At 71.0% G+C, this 17,407-nt stretch carries 15 protein-coding genes; 5 read left to right on the plus strand and 10 right to left on the minus strand.

Features of this window, described 5'->3' with window-relative positions; genetic code table 11:
• Positions 1-43: 43 nt before the first annotated feature.
• Complete coding sequence (locus tag WMF29_RS27700) at positions 44-3,937, minus strand: ATP-binding protein (protein ID WP_437323140.1); 3,894 nt, start codon at positions 3,935-3,937, stop codon at positions 44-46.
• Positions 3,938-4,397: 460 nt separating this feature from the next.
• Between WMF29_RS27700 and WMF29_RS27705 the strand changes: the two genes are divergently transcribed.
• Together WMF29_RS27705 and WMF29_RS27710 are read left to right on the plus strand one after the other, a co-directional pair.
• On the plus strand, positions 4,398-4,598 hold the full coding sequence (locus WMF29_RS27705) for a DUF6289 family protein (RefSeq protein ID WP_437323141.1): 201 nt from the start codon (positions 4,398-4,400) through the stop codon (positions 4,596-4,598).
• Between the two features lie 175 nt (positions 4,599-4,773).
• On the plus strand, positions 4,774-5,964 hold the full coding sequence (locus WMF29_RS27710) for an endo-1,4-beta-xylanase (RefSeq protein ID WP_437323142.1): 1,191 nt from the start codon (positions 4,774-4,776) through the stop codon (positions 5,962-5,964).
• A gap of 96 nt (positions 5,965-6,060) precedes the next feature.
• Here the strand turns inward: WMF29_RS27710 and WMF29_RS27715 are convergent, their stop codons facing one another.
• Positions 6,061-6,426, minus strand: a complete 366-nt coding sequence (locus WMF29_RS27715; protein ID WP_437323143.1) for a DUF4180 domain-containing protein — start codon at positions 6,424-6,426, stop codon at positions 6,061-6,063.
• A 159-nt stretch (positions 6,427-6,585) separates the two neighbouring features.
• The gene (locus WMF29_RS27720) at positions 6,586-7,518 is read right to left on the minus strand and encodes a DUF2935 domain-containing protein (protein ID WP_437323144.1); all 933 of its coding nucleotides are present in this window, start codon (positions 7,516-7,518) and stop codon (positions 6,586-6,588) included.
• Positions 7,519-8,029: 511 nt separating this feature from the next.
• On the opposite strand from WMF29_RS27720, the gene WMF29_RS27725 reads away from it, so the two are divergent.
• The 3 genes from WMF29_RS27725 to WMF29_RS27735 are packed head-to-tail and all read left to right on the plus strand — an operon-like array spanning position 8,030 to position 10,779.
• A complete protein-coding gene (locus WMF29_RS27725) occupies positions 8,030-8,422 on the plus strand; it encodes a YciI family protein (protein ID WP_437323145.1) in 393 nt (130 codons plus the stop codon).
• Positions 8,422-9,684, plus strand: coding sequence for an RNA polymerase sigma factor (locus WMF29_RS27730; protein ID WP_437323146.1), 1,263 nt, complete (start codon positions 8,422-8,424; stop codon positions 9,682-9,684). The genes WMF29_RS27725 and WMF29_RS27730 overlap by 1 nt, the downstream gene beginning before the upstream one ends.
• Positions 9,685-9,696: 12 nt before the next feature.
• A complete protein-coding gene (locus WMF29_RS27735; protein ID WP_437323147.1) occupies positions 9,697-10,779 on the plus strand; it encodes an AraC family transcriptional regulator in 1,083 nt (360 codons plus the stop codon).
• A 63-nt stretch (positions 10,780-10,842) separates the two neighbouring features.
• On the opposite strand, the gene WMF29_RS27740 is transcribed toward WMF29_RS27735, so the two are convergent.
• The 7 genes from WMF29_RS27740 to WMF29_RS27770 all read right to left on the minus strand — a co-directional run bounded on the left by WMF29_RS27740 (position 10,843) and on the right by WMF29_RS27770 (position 17,365).
• Complete coding sequence (locus WMF29_RS27740) at positions 10,843-11,436, minus strand: hypothetical protein (RefSeq protein ID WP_437323148.1); 594 nt, start codon at positions 11,434-11,436, stop codon at positions 10,843-10,845.
• Positions 11,437-11,481: 45 nt separating this feature from the next.
• On the minus strand, positions 11,482-11,931 hold the full coding sequence (locus WMF29_RS27745) for a hypothetical protein (RefSeq protein ID WP_437323149.1): 450 nt from the start codon (positions 11,929-11,931) through the stop codon (positions 11,482-11,484).
• Between the two features lie 215 nt (positions 11,932-12,146).
• Complete coding sequence (locus WMF29_RS27750; RefSeq protein ID WP_437323150.1) at positions 12,147-13,004, minus strand: hypothetical protein; 858 nt, start codon at positions 13,002-13,004, stop codon at positions 12,147-12,149.
• Positions 13,005-13,025: 21 nt separating this feature from the next.
• Positions 13,026-13,952, minus strand: coding sequence for a type I pantothenate kinase (coaA, locus tag WMF29_RS27755; protein ID WP_437323151.1), 927 nt, complete (start codon positions 13,950-13,952; stop codon positions 13,026-13,028).
• A 44-nt stretch (positions 13,953-13,996) separates the two neighbouring features.
• Entirely contained in the window at positions 13,997-15,229 is a 1,233-nt protein-coding gene (locus tag WMF29_RS27760) for a hypothetical protein (RefSeq protein ID WP_437323152.1), read from the minus strand.
• Between the two features lie 400 nt (positions 15,230-15,629).
• The gene (locus WMF29_RS27765) at positions 15,630-16,271 is read right to left on the minus strand and encodes a bifunctional 4-hydroxy-2-oxoglutarate aldolase/2-dehydro-3-deoxy-phosphogluconate aldolase (protein WP_437323153.1); all 642 of its coding nucleotides are present in this window, start codon (positions 16,269-16,271) and stop codon (positions 15,630-15,632) included.
• A complete protein-coding gene (locus WMF29_RS27770; RefSeq protein WP_437323154.1) occupies positions 16,268-17,365 on the minus strand; it encodes a PfkB family carbohydrate kinase in 1,098 nt (365 codons plus the stop codon). The genes WMF29_RS27765 and WMF29_RS27770 overlap by 4 nt, the downstream gene beginning before the upstream one ends.
• Positions 17,366-17,407: the final 42 nt, after the last annotated feature.

Raw genomic sequence — 17,407 nt, forward strand, 5'->3', positions numbered from 1 at the left:
GCGGTGAGCGGGCGCGGCGCTGCCAGCCCGCGCGCGCGCTCGCTCACGCGCGCCGCCCGGCGAGCACCTGCCGCAGCGTCGCGCCGCCCACGGGCTTCGTGAGGTGCAGGTCGAAGCCGGCCTGCCTCGACGTGGCCTGGTCCTCGGGTCCACCGTAGCCCGAGAACGCCACCAGGTAGAGCGCGTCGCCCCCGGGCGCGGCCCGCGCGCGACGGGCGACCTCGCGGCCATCGATGCCCGGCAGGCCGATGTCGATGAAGGCCACCTCGGGGCGCAGCGCCAGGAGCTTCGTCACGCCGTCCAGCCCGTCCACCGCGACCGTCACCTCGTGCCCCAGCGCCTCGATGAACTCGCTCATCACCCGGCGCACGTCCTCCACGTCCTCCACGACGAGCACCCGGCGCCGCTCGGCGGCCTCGGCCGGCGGCGGGGCGGCGGGCGGCTCGGCGCCCAGTGCGGGGGGCGGCAGCGGCGCGCCCCGGCCGAGCGGAAGGCGCACGATGAACTCGCTGCCCTGGCCCGGTCCGGCGCTCTCCGCGACGACGCTGCCGCCGTGCATCTCCACCAGCCGCCGCACCAGCGTGAGCCCGAGGCCGAGCCCGCCCGTGCTGCGGTCGATGCTCTGATCGACCTGCGTGAAGAGGTCGAACACCCGCTCGAGCATCGCCGCCGGGATGCCGCGGCCCGTGTCGCGCACCCGCAGCACGGCCTCGAGCGCGCCGCCCGCCGCCTCACGGGTCAGGCGCACCGAGATGGCTCCCTCCGGCGGCGTGTACTTCGCGGCGTTCGTCAGGAGGTTCGTGACCACCTGCTCGAGCCGCGTGGCGTCGGCCCGCATCCCGAAGTCCCCCGGCCCGACCTCGACCGAGAGCGCGTGGCGCCGCGCCTCTACGGCCGGGCTCACCGCGGCGGCGGCGTTCCTCACCGCCGCCGCGAGATCGACGTCCTCCAGGCGCAGCTCCACCGTGCCGCGCGTGATGCGCGACACGTCGAGGAGATCGTCCACCAGGCGCACGAGGTTGCCCACCTGCCGCCGGGCGATCTCGCGGTAGCGCGCCGACCTGGGCGCCTCGCCCGCCAGATCGCCGAGCAGCGTGAGCGACAGGCTGATGGCGGCCAGCGGGTTGCGGAGCTCGTGCGCGAGCGTCGCGAGGAACTCGTCCTTGCGCTGATCCGCGAGCTTCAGCGCCTCGACGAGCGCCTCCACGCGCCGGCGGGCGTTCACCTGGTCGGTCACCTCGAAGGCGAACACGAAGATGCCCTCGACCGCCCCGTCGCGGTCGCGCATCGGCTGGAAGACGAAGTTGAAGAAGCCCTCCTCCGTCGTGCCATGGCCCTTGCGATCGAGCCGCACGGCGAGCTCCCTTCCCACGAAGGGCTCGCCGGTGCGGGTCACGGTGTGGAGGAGATCCGGGATGGATTGCCCCTCGAGCTCGGGCAGGGCGGCCAGGATGGGCTTGCCCACCTGCGCTCGTCCGCCGACGAGCTGCTGGTAGAGCGGATTGACCACCTCGAAGACGTGCTCCGGCCCGCGGAGGATCGCGATGGGCCCCGGGGCCTGCATGAAGAGGTCGTTCAGGTACTGGCGCTGCCCCTCGGCTTCCCTCCGTCGGCGCGCGAGCTCCACGTGGATGCGCACGCGCGCGAGCAGCTCCCTCGCGGAGAACGGCTTCACGAGGAAGTCGTCCGCGCCGGCCCCGAGGCTGTCGACGCGCACCTCCTCGCCCGCGCGCGCGGAGAGCATCATCACGGCGACGCCGCGGGTGCGCTCGTCGGCGCGCAGCGCCTTGAGCAGGCCGAAGCCGTCGAGCCGCGGCATCATCACGTCGGTGAGCACGAGGTCCGGGACGTGGGCGCGGGCGCTCTCCAGCGCGGCCTGGCCGTCGGCCACGGCCTCCACCGTCCACCGCTCGGCGAGGAGCAGCCGCTGCACGTAATCGCGCATGTCCGCGTTGTCGTCCGCGACGAGGATGTGACCCGGCCGCTTCGGGGCCGGGCGCTCCTCCGCCGGCAGGGCGTCCAGCGCCCGCTCGTCGCGCCCCCACTGCGCGGCCTCGTCGAGGAAGGGCGCCGCGCCGCGCGCCTCCGCCGCGGCCGGCGCGGGGGCGAGGTCGATGCGATCCGCGGGCAGGTGCGCCTTCCCGAGCGGGATCGCGACCGAGAAGCGGCTGCCCGCGCCGAGGCGGCTCTCCACGGCCACGCTGCCGCCGTGGAGCTTCGCGAGCTCTCGCACCAGCGCGAGGCCGATGCCGCTGCCCTCATAGCTGCGGCCCCTGGCCCCCTCGACGCGGTAGAACCGATCGAACACGCGCGGCAGCTCCTCCTCCGGAATGCCGGTGCCCGTGTCCTCGACCGACAGGACGATCCGCCCCCCGGCCTCCTCCAGCGTCACCCGGACGCCCCCCGAAAACGTGAATTTGAAGGCGTTCGAGATGAGGTTGAGCACGATCTTCTCCCAGAGCTCGCGGTCGACGTAGGCCGGCTCGGAGAGGGGCGGGCACTCCACCGTGAGGGCGAGGCCGGCCCGATCCATGAGCGAGCGGAACGAGCTCGCCAGCTCCGCGGTGAAGGAGCCGAGATCGGTAGGCTGGTAGCTGGCCTGGATGCGGCCCGCCTCGATGCGCGAGAAATCGAGCAGCGTGTTGACGAGCCGGAGGAGCCGGAGGCTGTTGCGGTAGACGATCGCGAGGCGGTCGCGCTGAGGCGCGGGCAAGGGGTGCTCGGCGTCCGAGAGGCCGTCCTCGACGGGTCCCAGGATCAGCGTGAGCGGCGTGCGGAACTCGTGGCTGATGTTGCTGAAGAACACCGTCTTGGCGCGGTCGAGCTCGGCGAGCGCGTCCAGCCTGCGCCGCTCCTCCTCGCTGGCCCGGGCGTTCTGGAGGGCCGCGGCGCCGTGGCCGGCCAGGAGACGCAGGAAGCGGCGGTAGTCGTCGTCCAGCACAAGCCGGGGGCTGGCGCCCGCGACGAGGAAGCCGGCCGGACGACCTCCGTTGCCGGCGCGGGGGAGCGGCAGCACCACCGCCTGGCGGGCGGCCTCCGGCCACGGCCCCCCCGGAAGGGAGCCGACGCCTGCGGGCAGCTCCGACAGCTCCACCTCCACGTCCTCGCGCAACACGCGGTGAAGCGGCCACAACGCGCCGGCCGCCGCGCCGAGCTCCACCGCCGCCGGCGCCGCCGCGTGGCCCGGGTCGAGCCCGGCGGTCCCTGCGAGCCGGGCGGGCGCGCCGTCGTCGTCCACGAGATAGAGCAGGGCGAAGGGCACGTCGCGCCCGGCCTCTGCCAGGGTCGCCATCATCACCCGACAGACGTCCTGAACGCTCTTGGCGTCAGCCGCCCTCGCCGCCAGGGCCCCGAGGATCTGCAGCCGTCGCTGTCCGAGGATGTACCCTGTGCTCTCGGAGCAAGCGACGAGGATGCCCGCGACAGCGCCGCTCTCGTCCCGGATGGGGCTCTGACCGTAGCTGAAGTAGCACTCCTCCATGAAGCCGTGCCGATCGAGGACGAGCAGGCCATCGCGGACGTAGGTGGCCCCTCCCGCGAAGACCTTCTCGATCATCGGCTCGATGATCTCCCAGATCTCCTTCCAGCACTCGCGGCCCGCCTGACCCATGGCGGCGGGGTGCTTCTTCGAACCGAGGATCGGGCGGTAGCCGTCGTTGTAAAACTGGATGAGCTCCCGGCCCCACCAGAGGAACATGGGGTGTTCGGACGAGAGCAGGATGGACAGCGCTGTCCGCAGCGACTGGGGCCATGCCTCGACCGGGCCCAGCGCCGTCCGCGACCAGTCGATCGAGCGTATCAGCGCCCCCGTCTCCCCGCCGCCGGCGAGCGCGCCGCCGGCCGGATCCGGCCCAGCCCCGGCGCTCGCTTTCTCGACGCGCCCCGCGCCGGTCCGCTCCTCGACGCGATCGTGCTGGCCGGTGCGCCGTCTCGCCATGGCGAACACCTGCTTTCTTACCACAGCCGAGTCCAGCCATCCTCGGCGCCGCCACGCTGGGGGCGGCCGCCCGCTCGGCTCGACGACCATCGCGACGCGTACCGCGTCGATACGCCGGCCCAGCCCCATCGGGGCGACTGAATTTCCTTGACACCTCAATCACTCCACCGCGTGCGGCACACCTCCGTGGCGCCCTCGCAGAGGCTCGCGCGCGCTCTCACCATCTCCTGAAATCACGCGCGGACGCGCGGCCCTCCTGCCGCCGAATGAATATTTACAGAGCTCCGCAAAGGCCACTCCGGCGCGGAGCGCTTGCTCGATCCGAACAATCGGTCTAAGCTCTCTCGCATAGCTTCGGAGGCCGAAATGGCCTCCCATTGCAAGAGGAGCGTCCATGCGCCGTCTCAGCCCTGCTGCCCGCGTTCGGTACTTCTTCGCTGCCCTGACGGCAGGCGCAGCGATGTTGGGCACCACTGCCCTGCTGGTCCCCTCGAGCGCGGCGGCGCCCGGGGGGAATTGCACCTTTTACAGCGACGAGAGCCTCGCCACGGTCGTCGGCCAGTACGGCCGCGACTGCTGCAACAACCGGATCGCGTGGGGCACCACGACGCAGCACTACGAGTGCGGCGGGTGCTTCACCTGCACACCGCCTCCTCGCTGAGGGAAGCGCCGGTGAAGGGCGGCCGGCTCGACGGCGATCGCCGGCCGCAATCGTTCAGCTTCTGAGAACAATTGAACAGGGAGGCGGGGAGACGGGGAGATGGGTTGGATTTTTCTCCCCGTCTCCCCGCCTCCCTGTGAATTTTCCCGAACTTCGGGGGGATCTTCAGGTCGGCATGAACAAGAGCCGTTCTTTTCGATGGTTGTACGGCACAGCCAGCATCGCGCTCGGAATCGTGGCCCTCTCCGGCTGCTCTGGCCGGGTGGACCGGGGCGACGATGCGCCGGGCGGCTCGTCGAGCGCGGGCGGCCATGGCGGCGACGCTGGCACGACGGGCGCCGGCGGAGCTGGCACGGGCAGCACGAGCGCTGCTGGCTCTGGAGCGGGAGGCTCGTCGAGCGCGGGCGGCTCGGGTGAGGGCGGCTCTGGAGGCGCTGAAACGAGCGGCTCCGGGATCGGCGGCTCCAGCGACGGGTCGGGCGGATCGAGCAGCACGAGCACCGTCGAGTTCGTCGGCAACATCACGACGAACCGCGCCGTGCGCGACGGCTTCGTCCGGTACTGGGACCAGATCACGCCCGAGGTCGAGGGCAAGTGGAGCGCCGTCGAGCCGTCCCGCGGCGAGCGAGACTGGAGCAGGCTCGACGCGATCTACAAGTACGCGCAGGACAACGACATCCCCTTCATGCAGCACGCCTTCGTGTGGGGAGCCACGAGCCAGGGCTGGCTCGGGCGCCTCTCCGCGGAGGAGCAGCGGCAGGCCGTGATGGACTGGATGCAGGCGTTCTGTCAGCGATACCCCGAGACGAAGTACATCGTCGTCGTGAACGAGCCGCCGCCCCACACCACGCCTTCCTTCAAGAACGCCATCGGCGGCGACGGCGAAAGCGGAGTTGACTGGATCGTCAACTCCTTCAAGTGGGCTCGCGAGTTCTGCCCGGACGCGACCCTGATCCTCAACGACTACAACATCATCGAGTACCAGAGCGACCACGACCGCTTCGTCGCGATGCTGAGCGCGGCGCTGGAGGCGGGCGCCCCGATCGACGCCGTCGGCGCGGAGGCCCACGACGTGTACAAGAAGGACGCCGGCACCGTGAAGGGCTTCCTCGACAGGTTCGCCGCCATGGGCCTGCCCGTGTACATCACCGAGCTCGACATCGACATCGCGGACGACGACGAGCAGCGCAGGGTGATGGAGGAGCAGTTCACGATGCTCTACAACCACGGCGCCGTCAAAGGCATCACCTTCTACGGTTACGTCGTCGGCTCCACCTGGCGGGACAGCACGGGCCTCATGCACCCGGACGGCACGATGCGGCCGGCCATGGCCTGGCTCATGGACTTCCTTGGTCGCGGCCAGTGATCCCGCCTGCGTGGCGTGGTGAGCGCTCGAGATCGAGGTCTGGCTGCGCCGGAGGCGGCGATGGCGCAAGAGGCGCTGTCGGCCGGGCCGCCAGGGCTACGTCTGGGCAAGCCACGCGATCGCGGCGTGACGCGCCTCGAACACGCCGAAATGCTGGCCGCGGCGCTCCTCGGCCACCATCTCCCCGAACCGGCTGCTGAAATCAGCGGCCCCCGGAGGGCACACCACCGCGAGCCGGATCCAGTAGTTTCTCAGCTTCTGCAGGATCTCCCCAGCCTCCCCTGAGCTGAGGTCGAAGAAGGCCGCCGTCAGGTTCGCCGGGTGGAGGAGCGCACACCGCACGCCGCCCGAGAAACAGGCCTCGATCACGCGGTCGACGTCGCGGACGCTCGCCATGAGCCCGTGGTCCGGCGACCCCTCCACGAACTGCACACCGCCCTCGTCGACCACCGCCAGATCCATGGCACCCCTCCGACACCGCCTCTGCGCCGCGGGCTCGGCGGAGAGCTCCGCTCGGCCCGCGACCAGGGTAATCCCACCGAGCGGCCGCTGTACAGGCGGCAGCGCGCGGCAGCCCGGACGAGGGGCCGCGCTCGCCCCCGCCGCGCGGCGCCCCGGGCGTCACTGGGCGCGCCTGACCTCGTCGGAGAACCTCACCGCCTCGCGGAGCACGTGATCGGCGAGCGTTGGCTCGATGATGCTCTTGATCTGCCCCGTCTCGATGCCCTGTTCCGCGGCCGTCTTGAAGTCGATGACCTCGTCGGCCATCGTCGCGAGCTGCCCGCTCTCGACCCGGAACTCGTGCGCCTGGTACATCTGCCCGGCGCGCGCGGTCGCCTGGTCGATGAGCGCGCGCTCCTGCGGATCGAGCAGGTGCGCGATGAACTCGAGGTGCTCCGCCATGATCCTCGTCCAGAACGCCGCGACCTCGTCGCTCTCGAGCGCGGTGTTGCCGTACGCGAGCCGATCGAGCCGCGCAACGAAGCGCTCGGCCTCCCGCGCGATGTGGTCGAAGAAGAGCGGCCAGACGAGGCTCCGGAGCGAGCCGCTCTCCTGCGCGCGCTGCATGCGACGCTTGTACTCGATGAACCGCTGGACGTTCGACCGCAGCGAGGCGAGGAGCGAGGAGATCCCGTAATCGTTATACCCTTGATCGCGCGCCGCGAGGAAGTGCCTGGCGAAGAGGTTCTGGTACTGCCGCGCCTCGTCCCGGGGCCCGCGGAGGTGGTCGCCGGGCATGAGCAGCGCGATGAAGAACGCATGTTCCATCATCTGGTCCGTCCAGAAGAGGACCTCCGAGACGGCGTGCGCTGCATAGCCGGCGCCCGGGGCGGGCAGGAAGACCGGCTTCCTCGAGCGCCGGTCGACGGAGATGCCGGGCGTATAGGCGACCCCTTCCGGGAGGGCGAGAGGCGCGATCGACTCGCAGACCGCGTAGCTCTTGTCGGGGAGCGCGAGGCTCGGTGTGGCGAGCAGCGAGGCACCCGCGGTGGCCATCGCGCCGCCGGCGAATCGCCGGCGTCCAAGTTTCCCTTGCGGAACACGCTTCTCCATCGACGCTCCTCCAGGTTGTTGCATCCGTGAGAATGGGAGCGCGAGGGTGCATGTCCCGCGCCCGAGCCAAGGAGTCGACTCGCAGGGCTGTCCGCCGGCGCGCGCCTCACCGATCACGACGGCAGATGACGCGCGGAATCACCACGCCCGAGCGCCTCGTCAGCGGAGAGGTCGCGTGGGGGCGCGCCGGACGTCATCCGCGGAATCCGCCCGTGATGGGCCACCCCGCGGTCGGCGGCCTGCGAAGACCGAGCACATCTCCCCTCCTTCACCGACCACCTGCGACCATGGAGCACATCGCGCCGCGGAGGACGCACGCTCGCGACGACAGACCTGCACACCTCCTGCTGGCGCCGAAGGCGCACCTACACCCACATGCAGCCGTCCTTTGTGTCGGGCTTCGGATTTCTTCGCTATCGTCGCCCGGGATGTCGAGGACCCGCCCTCGGCTCCGACATCCCCACGAAGGCGCGCCCGATCCCGGGGCGGCAGCGAAGAAAAGGAGCCGATCATGAAGTACATCCTGATGATGAACACCCCGTGCGGGGGGCCGTACCAGGTCGCCAACTGGCAGCAGAAGGACTTCCAGGCGCACATCGCGTTCATGAAGAGCTTCCACAGGAAGCTCAGCGAGTCGGGCGAGCTCGTGGCGGCCGAGGGCCTGGCGGGGCCCGACCAGGCCAAGCTCGTGCGCGCAGGCAAGGACGGCGCGCCGATCACCGACGGGGTGTTCCCGGAGACCAAGGAGTTCCTCGCCGGGTACTGGATCGTGGACGTCGAGAGCCCCGAGCGCGCGTACGCGATCGCCGCGCAGGCGTCCGCCGCGCCCGGCCCCGGCGGCGCGCCGCTCAACATGGGAATCGAGGTGCGAGAGGTGATGAGCGCGCCGCCCACCGATCTCTAGTGGCCTCTCCGTCCCAGGGCCCCACGGCCGAGCGCCTGCTGCGCGATCTCGCGCCGCAGGTGCTCGGCGCCGTCATGCGGCGATTCCGAGATTTCGGCGCCGCGGAGGACGCAGTCCAGGAGGCGCTGATCGCGGCGGCCACGCAGTGGCCGCGCGAGGGCGTGCCCGACGAGCCGCGCGCCTGGCTGATCCACGTGGCGTCGCGGCGCATCGCCGATCACGTCCGGAGCGAGGCGGCGCGCCGCCGCCGCGAGGCGATCGTGGTCAGCCTCGTGCCGCCCGAGCTGCAGATCGCCCTCGCCGCCGACAGCGACGAGGCGCCGCTCGAGGACGACACGCTCACCTTGCTGTTCATGTGCTGCCACCCCGCGCTGTCCACGCCGTCCGCGATCGCGCTGACCCTGCGCGCCGTCGGCGGCCTGACGACCGCGGAGATCGCAAGGGCGTTCCTCGTCCCGGAGGCGACCATGGCGCAGCGGATCAGCCGGGCCAAGCAGACGATCAAGGCGTCCGGCGTGCCGTTCGAGCGCCCGACGCCCGAGGCGCGCGCGGAGCGCCTCGGCGCCGTCCTGCACGTGCTCTACCTGATCTTCAACGAGGGTTACACCTCGAGCTCCGGCCCCGCGCTGCACCGCGACGATCTGTCGGGCGAGGCGGTCCGCCTGACGCGCGCCGTGCACGCGCTCCTCCCGGACGACGGCGAGATCGCGGGCCTCCTCGCGCTCATGCTCCTGACCGACGCGCGGCGCGCGGCGCGGACCGGGCCTCTGGGCGAGCTGATCCCGCTCGCGGAGCAGGATCGAGGCCTGTGGGATCAGCGCGCGATCGCCGAGGGCGTCGCGCTCGTCACGGGGGCGCTGTCCAGGGGCTCGATCGGCGCGTACCAGGTGCAAGCCGCGATCGCGGCGGTGCACGACGAGGCGGCGCGGGCCGAGGACACGGACTGGCCGCAGATCCTGGCGCTGTACGGCGTGCTGATGCGGATGTCCGACAATCCCATGGTGGCGCTCAGCCACGCGATCGCGACCGCGATGGTGCACGGCCCTCAGGCGGGGCTCGATCTGCTGAAGGAGCTCGACGCCGACGCGCGCCTCTCGGGTCATCACCGCCTCGACGCCGCCCGCGCGCACCTCCTGGAGCGGGCCGGCGATCGCGAGGCGGCGATCGCGCACTACAGGCGCGCGGCGAGCCGCACGACGAGCGTCCCGGAGCAGAACTACCTGACGACGCAGGCGGCCCGGCTGAGCGACGCGATGAGATAGACTCGCTCGTCCATGCCGTCTTCCCCGTCGCGGCCCACGGTGTCCATGGCCATCGTCGGCCGGGTGATCTCGTATGCCGCCTCTCGCGGCCTCCGCCACGGCGATCTTCTGGAGGTCGCCGGCGTCTCCGCCGAGTCGCTGACCGACGCGGACAGCCGCATACCGGTGACGTCGTTCGACGCCCTGTGGGCGCACCTGGTACGCGCGCTCGACGATCCCGGGGCGCCCATCCGCCTCGCGGCGCGGACGCGCATGGAGGAGATGCACGTCATGGGCTTCGCGGTCATGACGAGCGCGAGCGCCCGTGAGGCGCTCGACCGTGTCGACCGCTACATGGTGCTGCTGCAGGACACACCGCGCTGGGTGACCGATACCACGACGGACCGGGACGCTCCGTTCGCGGAGATGCACCGCTCGCCCCGCTTCACGCTGGGCGCGCGCGTCGCGACAGAGTGCAGCCTGGCGGTGTACATCCGTTGCTTCCGCCAGTGCGCCGGCGTCGAGTTCTCGCCGCTCCGGGTCTGCTTCCGCCACGCCGCGCCGCGCGATCTCGCCGCGCACCGGGACTTCTTCCGCTGCCCTGTCGAGTTCGACGCGCCCCGCGATGGCTTTGCCTTCCCACCGTCGTTGCTGGACCTCGTGCCTCGCGACGCGAACCCGGCCCTGAGCGCGTTCTTCCACCAGCACGCGGAGGAGCTCCGCCGCCGTCGCGTCGTCGACGCGTCGCCCATGTCCGATCGGGCGCGTGACGTCATCGCGCACCTCCTCGCCTCGGGCGAGCCGTCGGCGACCGCCGTCGCGCGGCGGCTCGGGACGAGCGAGCGCACGCTGCGGCGGCACCTCGAGGACGAGGGGACGACGTTGCGGCAGCTCGTCGGCGAGGTGCGCCGTCAGACCGCCGAGGAGCTGCTCCGCGAGAGCGACACATCGATGTCGGAGATCGCCTTTGTGCTGGGGTTCTCGGAGGTGACGGCCTTCGCGCGGGCCTTCAAGCGCTGGTCCGGGAGGACGCCCGGCCGGTTCCGTGAGGACGCGCGCGGCGGCCGGGGGCGCCGCGCCGCAGCGGGCGTGGACCGCGCGGCGGACGACGGCTGACCGCCGGGGCGATGGCCCGCCTGGCGCGGGGCCTCGGGCCGCGGCCGTCGAGCGCGCCCGGCCTCAGTACGATATCTCGGCGGCGGCGACCTTCTCTCTCGCCGCTTCCCACGACAGCGGGAGATCACCCGCGCCGACGGTCCACTGGGTCACGACGCCGTGGACGCTGACCGCGCTCGCCGCGCTCATCGCCGAGAGGTGGGCGTCCGACATCACGAACTTCCCCATCGCCTCTTCGTCCTTCCACACCGTGATGGTCCTTGCATAGCCGCACTTCGCCGACGTTCCGAGCGTGAAGCCGATCAGCCCTTCCTGCGCGGGCAGCTGGGCGAGGATGGGCCCCATCAGCTCGCCGAACCTCCGCTGGGCCGCCTCGTCGGGCTTCATCCAGAGCAGGGTCGACGAGACAACATAGGAGTCCTGCGCGGCGCCCGTGAGCGCGCCGTCCGCGAACCCGGGCCCGCCGAACGGCGCGCTCTGCAGGTCGTCGTCTGTGCACGTGAACTCGGAGGCGGCGGTCTGCGTGCCCGAGCCGCCGCCCGTGTTGCCCGTCGTCCCCTGCTGGTCGTCCGCGCCGCACGCCGGGACGAGGGCTGCGACCGCGACGAGGAACGGGACAAGCGCGACGCGAGAGAGGGAAAAATCGATTCGAGACATGATGGACCTCATGACAGGTAAGTGAGTGATGTTGTCGGGTGCAAATCAGCGCTCGTCGATGCGCACGGGCGAGACCACGCCGAAGACGAGCACGGGGAAGGTCCGCTGCAGGCGGCGAGACGTGAACTCCGTTCGCCGGCCGAAGCTCCTGACCGAGACGCGCGCGCCCACCGGCTGTCCGCTGCCGAGGGTCACGGCCCACATCGGGCTGCCGCCGTCCGGCCGCACGGCGAGGTAGGTATAACTCCCCGCTGCGAGCCGCTCCTCGACGACGCCGACCACGGGCGCGAGGTCGCCGAGGGATCTCGATAGATCGCCGAGCGGGCTGCCAGGCGGCGCGTCTCCAGCGGCGTTCGGGTCAGCGTGCGTCCCAGGATGCGCGGCGGAGTGGAAGCCGAGCCAGCTGCCGGCGGCCACGAGCCCGACCAGCAGGGCAGCGGCCACGAGGGCGCGGGTCCGAGGGAAGCGCGAGGTGCGGTGAGCGGCGAGCAGCATGCCGGGAAGCTACGCGCCGCGGCTGGAGCCGGCCTTTGCCCGTACGGCCAAGTTGTTGGCCCGCTCGGCCACGTCGCAGGCCGCCGACCCGACCCAGGTTGGGCGCCCCCCCGGCCCAGGAGCCGACCTGACCCAGCTTGCGTCGGCCGGTGTGGCGACCTGACCCAGCTTGCGTCAGCTGACCCAGGGCGAGTGGGTCAGACCGGGGCCGCCGCTCAATCCACGGAGAAATGTTCCGCTATCCAGGCCTCCCAGCCCGGCGGGACGCGGGTGGCCTCGAGGTAACGACCCAGCTGGTGGGCGTCATCGAAGGCAGACATTCCCCACAAGCGGAACGCGTCGACATAACCCATGTCGTCCTCGAAAGAATCGGCGAAGTCGGCGGGCTCCAGGCCGAGCTGCCAAGGCGCCTTGACGTATCCGGCGCAGAGCAGCCGAGCCAGCGAAAGGAGCCCGTTGCGAGGCTCGATCGGATCTGCGTCGCCGCTCGCGAGCGCCGTCGCGCACGCTCGCCACCCCTCCGGCACGGCGGGAGGCGTCCATCCGTCGCCTCTCCGGAGCTCGGCGACCTGGCGCGACCAGAACCAGAGTTCGCGGGTGTTGTAGCGGGCCGCCTTCTCGGGCGTCTCGTACGATTCCCAGGGCCAACGCACGCCGTCCTGCTGGCCGAGCCATATGGTGAAGGACACGTCGCTCGCGATGAGCCCCTGCTCCAGGAGCGCCGAGCGACGCGAGGCCGCCGCGATAGGGTCCTCCTCGTCGCCGCCGTCCTCCTCGTCGCCGTCCTCGTCAGCTGCCCGGTCATCCGTCGGGTGCAACACCTTGTGAACGGCCTCTGCCCAGGTGATCGGCGCGGGAGGGTGGCGCCGCAGGTAGGCGATGCGTGTCTCGCGGTCCGGCGCGAGCTGTTCGAGAAAGACGCCCCACATCCCCAACCAGTCTTCGCCGGAGCCCATTCGCCAGCCGATCGTGTAGCGCTCGTAGTCGGGGAAGCGCTCCCACGGCGGAGCGATGTCACCGTGCGCGTCGAGGTGCTGATGGAGGCGGGATCGACAACTCTCTTTCCAGTCCATGGCGACGATCCTCCTCTTGGATCAGAGCCGGCGGAGCTGCACGGCGCGCACCGCGTGGTCAGGCCCCTTCTCGAGCACGACGTCGGCGCGCGCGCGCGTCGGCAGGATGTTCTCGGTGAGGTTGGGGCCGTTGATCGTGCGCCAGATCTGCAACGCGAACGCGCGCGCCTCGTCGTCGTCCATCGCGGCATAGCGGTGGAAATAGGAGGTCGGGTCGCGGAACGCCGTGGCCCGCAGCGCGAGGAAGCGCTCGATGTACCATCGTTCGAGGTCGGCCTCGTCCGCGTGGACGTAGATCCCGAGGTCGAAGAAGTCGCTGACGGCGATCGCCGCGGTGCGATCAGGGCCCTGCAGGACGTTCAGCCCCTCGAGGATCACGATGTCGGGCTGCCTCACGGTCTGCGCCTTGCCGACGACCACGTCGTAGGTGGCGTGCGAGTACACCGGCACGTCGATCGCCTCGACGCCGGCCTCCAGGTCGGCGAGGAACTGCACGAGCCGCCGCAGATCGTAGCTCTCTGGAAACCCCTTGCGGTGCAGGCCGGCGCGCGAGGCGAGCACCGCGTTGGGGTACAGGAAGCCGTCGGTGGTGACCAGATCCACCCGCGGGTGGTCGGGCCACCGCGCGAGCAGCGCCTGCAGCACGCGCGCGGTCGTGCTCTTGCCCACCGCGACCGAACCCGCGATGCCGATCACGAAAGGCCGCCGCCCGACGGGGCGGCCGAGGAATGTGTCCTTCACGCGGCGGAGCTGCTGCGCCGCGCCGACGTGCAGGTTGAGCAGCCGGGAGAGCGGCAAGTAGATCGTCGCGACCTCGTCGAGCGAGAGCCGATCGTTGAGGCTCCGGAGGACCTCGAGATCGGCCTCGGTGAGGGGGAGCGGCGTGGCCGCGCGCAGATGGGCCCACTGCGCGGCGGAGAAGACCTCGTAGGTCGTGACGGCATCCATGGTCGGTCGGGAGCGATAGTACGCTCCCCGCCCACCGTCGTCGCTCAGAAGAAGCTGTAGAGGGACAGCTTGATGCGCTCGTTGGTCGCGGTCACGTCGTCCGCGAAGGTCTGCTCCGAGTACTGGAACGAGAGGCCCGCGCGGACGGCCGGCGTGATGTCGGCGAACAGGTTCCCGTCGATGTAGCGCGACTCGTGGTAGGCCGTGCGGAGCGCGCCGTAGCCGTTCTCCTCCGTCACCCGGTCGTTCGAGCCCTGGGTGTAGTTGCCGGAGACGGAGAAGCGCCCCGAGGGCGGTAGATAGTACTGGAGCCCGACCATGAACCCCGTCCAGCCGATCGTCTTCAGCTTGTTGTTCGCGTCGTACACAGCGAGGCCGTTGTCGATGTTCGGCGTGTAGGTCGCTCCCTCCTCGGGGAGCGCCGGGTGCGGCACGTTGCTCGCGACGCCGACCACGTCCGAGATGCCCGTGCCCGTGAAGAACGAGCCGGTCAACGTCAGCGCGTTGCCGGACTCTTCAAGCGACTTGGCCGGGATGATCGGGAGCAGCGCATCGACGGAGATCCCGTAGCCGTTGGCCGAGCTCGACTCGACCGGGGCCGCGGCGTGCTCGTTGACCCTGAACTTGCGGAAGATGCCCGAGACGCCGAGCGTCAGCGGGTCGTGCAGCATCCCGCCTGCGCCGAGCGTGTGGATCCCCTTCCAGCCGTTGAGGCCGACCTTCAACCCCGCCTGCATGTCCGGCACCTCGGAGTCGCGCTGCGGCGGCTTGAGGACGGCGGCGGCGAGCTCCACGTTGGCGGCGTCCCCCTTGAAGTTGTGGCCGACGCGCAGCTGCGGCATCCGCCCGAACACCTGGTTCATCACCGGGAAGAAGGACGTCGTGGCCGGGAAGAAGTACGGCTGCCACCCGAACAGGTGATAGCCCTGTCCAATCAACAGATCGACGTAGTCCGACTCGACCTTGATGTTGGCCTGGCGCAGACGGAAGGTGCCGCTGCTCACCAGCGAGGCCTCGGAGACGGTGGGCGGCTGATTGCCGAAGAAGTCGAGCTCCAGCATGGCCGTGGCCTTGATACCGGACACCTCGGGCGCGCTCACCTTGACGCCGAACCTGGAGTTCCGCGCCGTGAAGTGCGTGCGGCCGTGCGAGCCGGCGTAGGTGTCCTCGCGCTGGATCACCGTGGCCCCCACCGACTCCCCGAAGCTCTGGGTGGAGTCGTGCATGATGTCGAACTCCGCCATCCCGTAGATCGTGGCCTTCCACTTGGAGGTCACCGGAACGGGATCCTTGGAGGCCGGCTTGACGGCCTCCGCCGGCGGCGCGGCCGGAGCGGCCACGCCCGCAGGCCGCGTCCGGCGCCTGCGCGTCCGTCGGCTGGGCCGGCGCAGCGGCCTGCGGGCGCGGCCGCGTCCGGCGCCGGCGGGGGAGTCTGGGCGTGCGCGACCGCCGCCACGAAGAAAATCGACGCACCGACTAGGTTCGCAACCTTCGATTGATCCATGTTCGAAGCCCCTGGGTTATCCATGGCGCCGGGAATCCCCTGCAAACGCCGTAACTATTGGTTTTAACTACGTTTTACGTCGCACCGCGCAGCGCGCGCACCACGCCCGTCTCCCCCCGGGGAGCCGCTGGAATCGATAGGGTGAACGTCGGGCGCGCCTGCTGCGCGCTTCCTCAAGATGCGCGGCCCGCGTCGCAGAACGCACGGGCGCGCGCGACGAGCTCGTCGCGCCGCCCGTCGCGCAGGAGCTTGAGATCCACGAGGTTGCCGCCGACGCCGACCGCCACCGCGCCCGCCGCGAAAAAGGTGCCCACGTTCTGCAGCGTCACGCCGCCCGTGGGCATGAGCGGGATATGGGGCAAAGGCGCCTTGAGCGCCTTGAGGTACGAGGCGCCGCCGAGGGCGTCGCAGGGGAACACCTTCACGACGTCTCCGCCCGCCCGGTGCGCCGCCACGACCTCGGTGGGCGTGAGCGCGCCGGGGGCGTGGACGACGTTCATGGCGACGCACGCCCTCACCGTCGCCTCGTCGAGCGCAGGGCTCACGACGAAGCGCGCCCCGGCCTCGACGCACGCCTCGGCGGTGCGCGCATCGAGGACCGTCCCCGCGCCGACCAGCGCCCGCTCGCCGTGGCGCGCGGCGACCTCGCGCACGACCTCCACCGCGCCGGGCACGGTCATCGTGATCTCGAGCACGTCGATCCCCCCCTCGAGGAGGGCCTCGACCGCCTGCAGCGCCTCGTCGGCCGAGCCGGCGCGCACCACAGGGACGATGCGCCCGCGCGCGATCCACTCGAGCACTGAGTGCTTGTTCATCGGTCCACCCGGGCCGTGCCCAGCTTCATCGCCTTGAGCACCTCGTCGAGGGTCGCCATCGTCGTGTCGCCGGGCGTCGTCATCGCGAGCGCCCCGTGCGCCGCGCCGCAATCGACCGCCCACTGCGGCCCCTTGCCCATCAGGAAGCCGTAGATGAGCCCCGAGGCGAACGAGTCGCCGCCGCCCACGCGATCGAAGATCTCCAGGTCCTTGCGCTCCGGCGCCTTGTAGAGCTGGCCGCCCTGGTACAGCACCGCGCTCCAGTCGTTGCGCGTCGCCGAGGTCGCGACACGGAGGGTCGTCGCCACCGCCTGGATGTTCGGAAACACCCCGATGACGCGCTCGATCATGCTCTCGAACGCGCCGACGCGCAGGGTGGCGTGCCCCTCGTCGAGGCCCTCGACCTCGAAGCCCAGGGCAGCCGTGAAATCCTCCTCGTTCCCGAGCATCACATCGACGTACGGCGCGAGCGCTCGATTGACCTCCTGCGCGCGGGCCTGACCGCCGATCGACTTCCAGAGCGAAGGACGGTAGTTGAGATCGTAGGAGACGACGACGCCGTGCCGCCTGGCCGCCTCCATCGCCTCCTTCGCCACGAAAGGCGTGGTCTCGGAGAGCGCGGCGAAGATACCGCCGGTATGGAACCACCGCGCGCCCTGGGCGCCGAAGATCGTATCCCAGTCGATCTCGCCGGGCTTCAGCTGGGACGCGGCCGTGTGGCCGCGGTCCGAGAGGCCGACCGCCCCGCGGATGCCGAAGCCGCGCTCGGTGAAGTTCAGGCCGTTGCGCACGAGGCGCCCCACGCCGTCGTGCGTCGCCCAGCGGACGTGCGTGAGGTCCACGCCGCCCTGGAGCATGAGATCCTCGAGCAGGCGGCCGACGGGGTTGTCCGCGAGGGCGGTCACGATGGCCGACCTGAGCTTGAAACAGCGGCGCAGGCCGCGGGCGACGTTGTACTCGCCGCCTCCCTCCCAGGCGTGGAAGCTGCGGGCGGTGGAGATCCGCCCGTCGCCGGGATCGAGGCGCAGCATGACCTCGCCGAGGGAGACGAGATCCCAGCGGCAGGTGGAAGGATCACGGAGCGTGAAGGACATGGATCACTTGCAGGGGTGCGGGCCGCGTGGCCGGAGAGCTGG

The organism is Sorangium sp. So ce381 (assembly GCF_051473845.1).
In the GTDB taxonomy this organism is placed as follows: Bacteria; Myxococcota_A; Polyangia; order Polyangiales; family Polyangiaceae; genus Sorangium; species Sorangium atrum.

Excerpts from the sequence above, each read along its gene's own strand:
- WMF29_RS27725 (WP_437323145.1), top strand. The coding sequence starts at position 8,030 with ATGAAGTACATCCTGATGATGAACACCCCGTGCGGGGGGCCGTACCAG.
- WMF29_RS27765 (WP_437323153.1), bottom strand. The coding sequence starts at position 16,271 with ATGAACAAGCACTCAGTGCTCGAGTGGATCGCGCGCGGGCGCATCGTC.
- WMF29_RS27770 (WP_437323154.1), bottom strand. The coding sequence starts at position 17,365 with ATGTCCTTCACGCTCCGTGATCCTTCCACCTGCCGCTGGGATCTCGTC.
- WMF29_RS27745 (WP_437323149.1), bottom strand. The coding sequence starts at position 11,931 with ATGCTGCTCGCCGCTCACCGCACCTCGCGCTTCCCTCGGACCCGCGCC.
- WMF29_RS27720 (WP_437323144.1), bottom strand. The coding sequence starts at position 7,518 with ATGGAGAAGCGTGTTCCGCAAGGGAAACTTGGACGCCGGCGATTCGCC.
- WMF29_RS27700 (WP_437323140.1), bottom strand. The coding sequence starts at position 3,937 with ATGGCGAGACGGCGCACCGGCCAGCACGATCGCGTCGAGGAGCGGACC.
- coaA (WP_437323151.1), bottom strand. The coding sequence starts at position 13,952 with ATGGATGCCGTCACGACCTACGAGGTCTTCTCCGCCGCGCAGTGGGCC.
- WMF29_RS27740 (WP_437323148.1), bottom strand. The coding sequence starts at position 11,436 with ATGTCTCGAATCGATTTTTCCCTCTCTCGCGTCGCGCTTGTCCCGTTC.
- WMF29_RS27750 (WP_437323150.1), bottom strand. The coding sequence starts at position 13,004 with ATGGACTGGAAAGAGAGTTGTCGATCCCGCCTCCATCAGCACCTCGAC.
- WMF29_RS27735 (WP_437323147.1), top strand. The coding sequence starts at position 9,697 with ATGCCGTCTTCCCCGTCGCGGCCCACGGTGTCCATGGCCATCGTCGGC.
- WMF29_RS27705 (WP_437323141.1), top strand. The coding sequence starts at position 4,398 with ATGTTGGGCACCACTGCCCTGCTGGTCCCCTCGAGCGCGGCGGCGCCC.
- WMF29_RS27715 (WP_437323143.1), bottom strand. The coding sequence starts at position 6,426 with ATGGATCTGGCGGTGGTCGACGAGGGCGGTGTGCAGTTCGTGGAGGGG.
- WMF29_RS27710 (WP_437323142.1), top strand. The coding sequence starts at position 4,774 with ATGAACAAGAGCCGTTCTTTTCGATGGTTGTACGGCACAGCCAGCATC.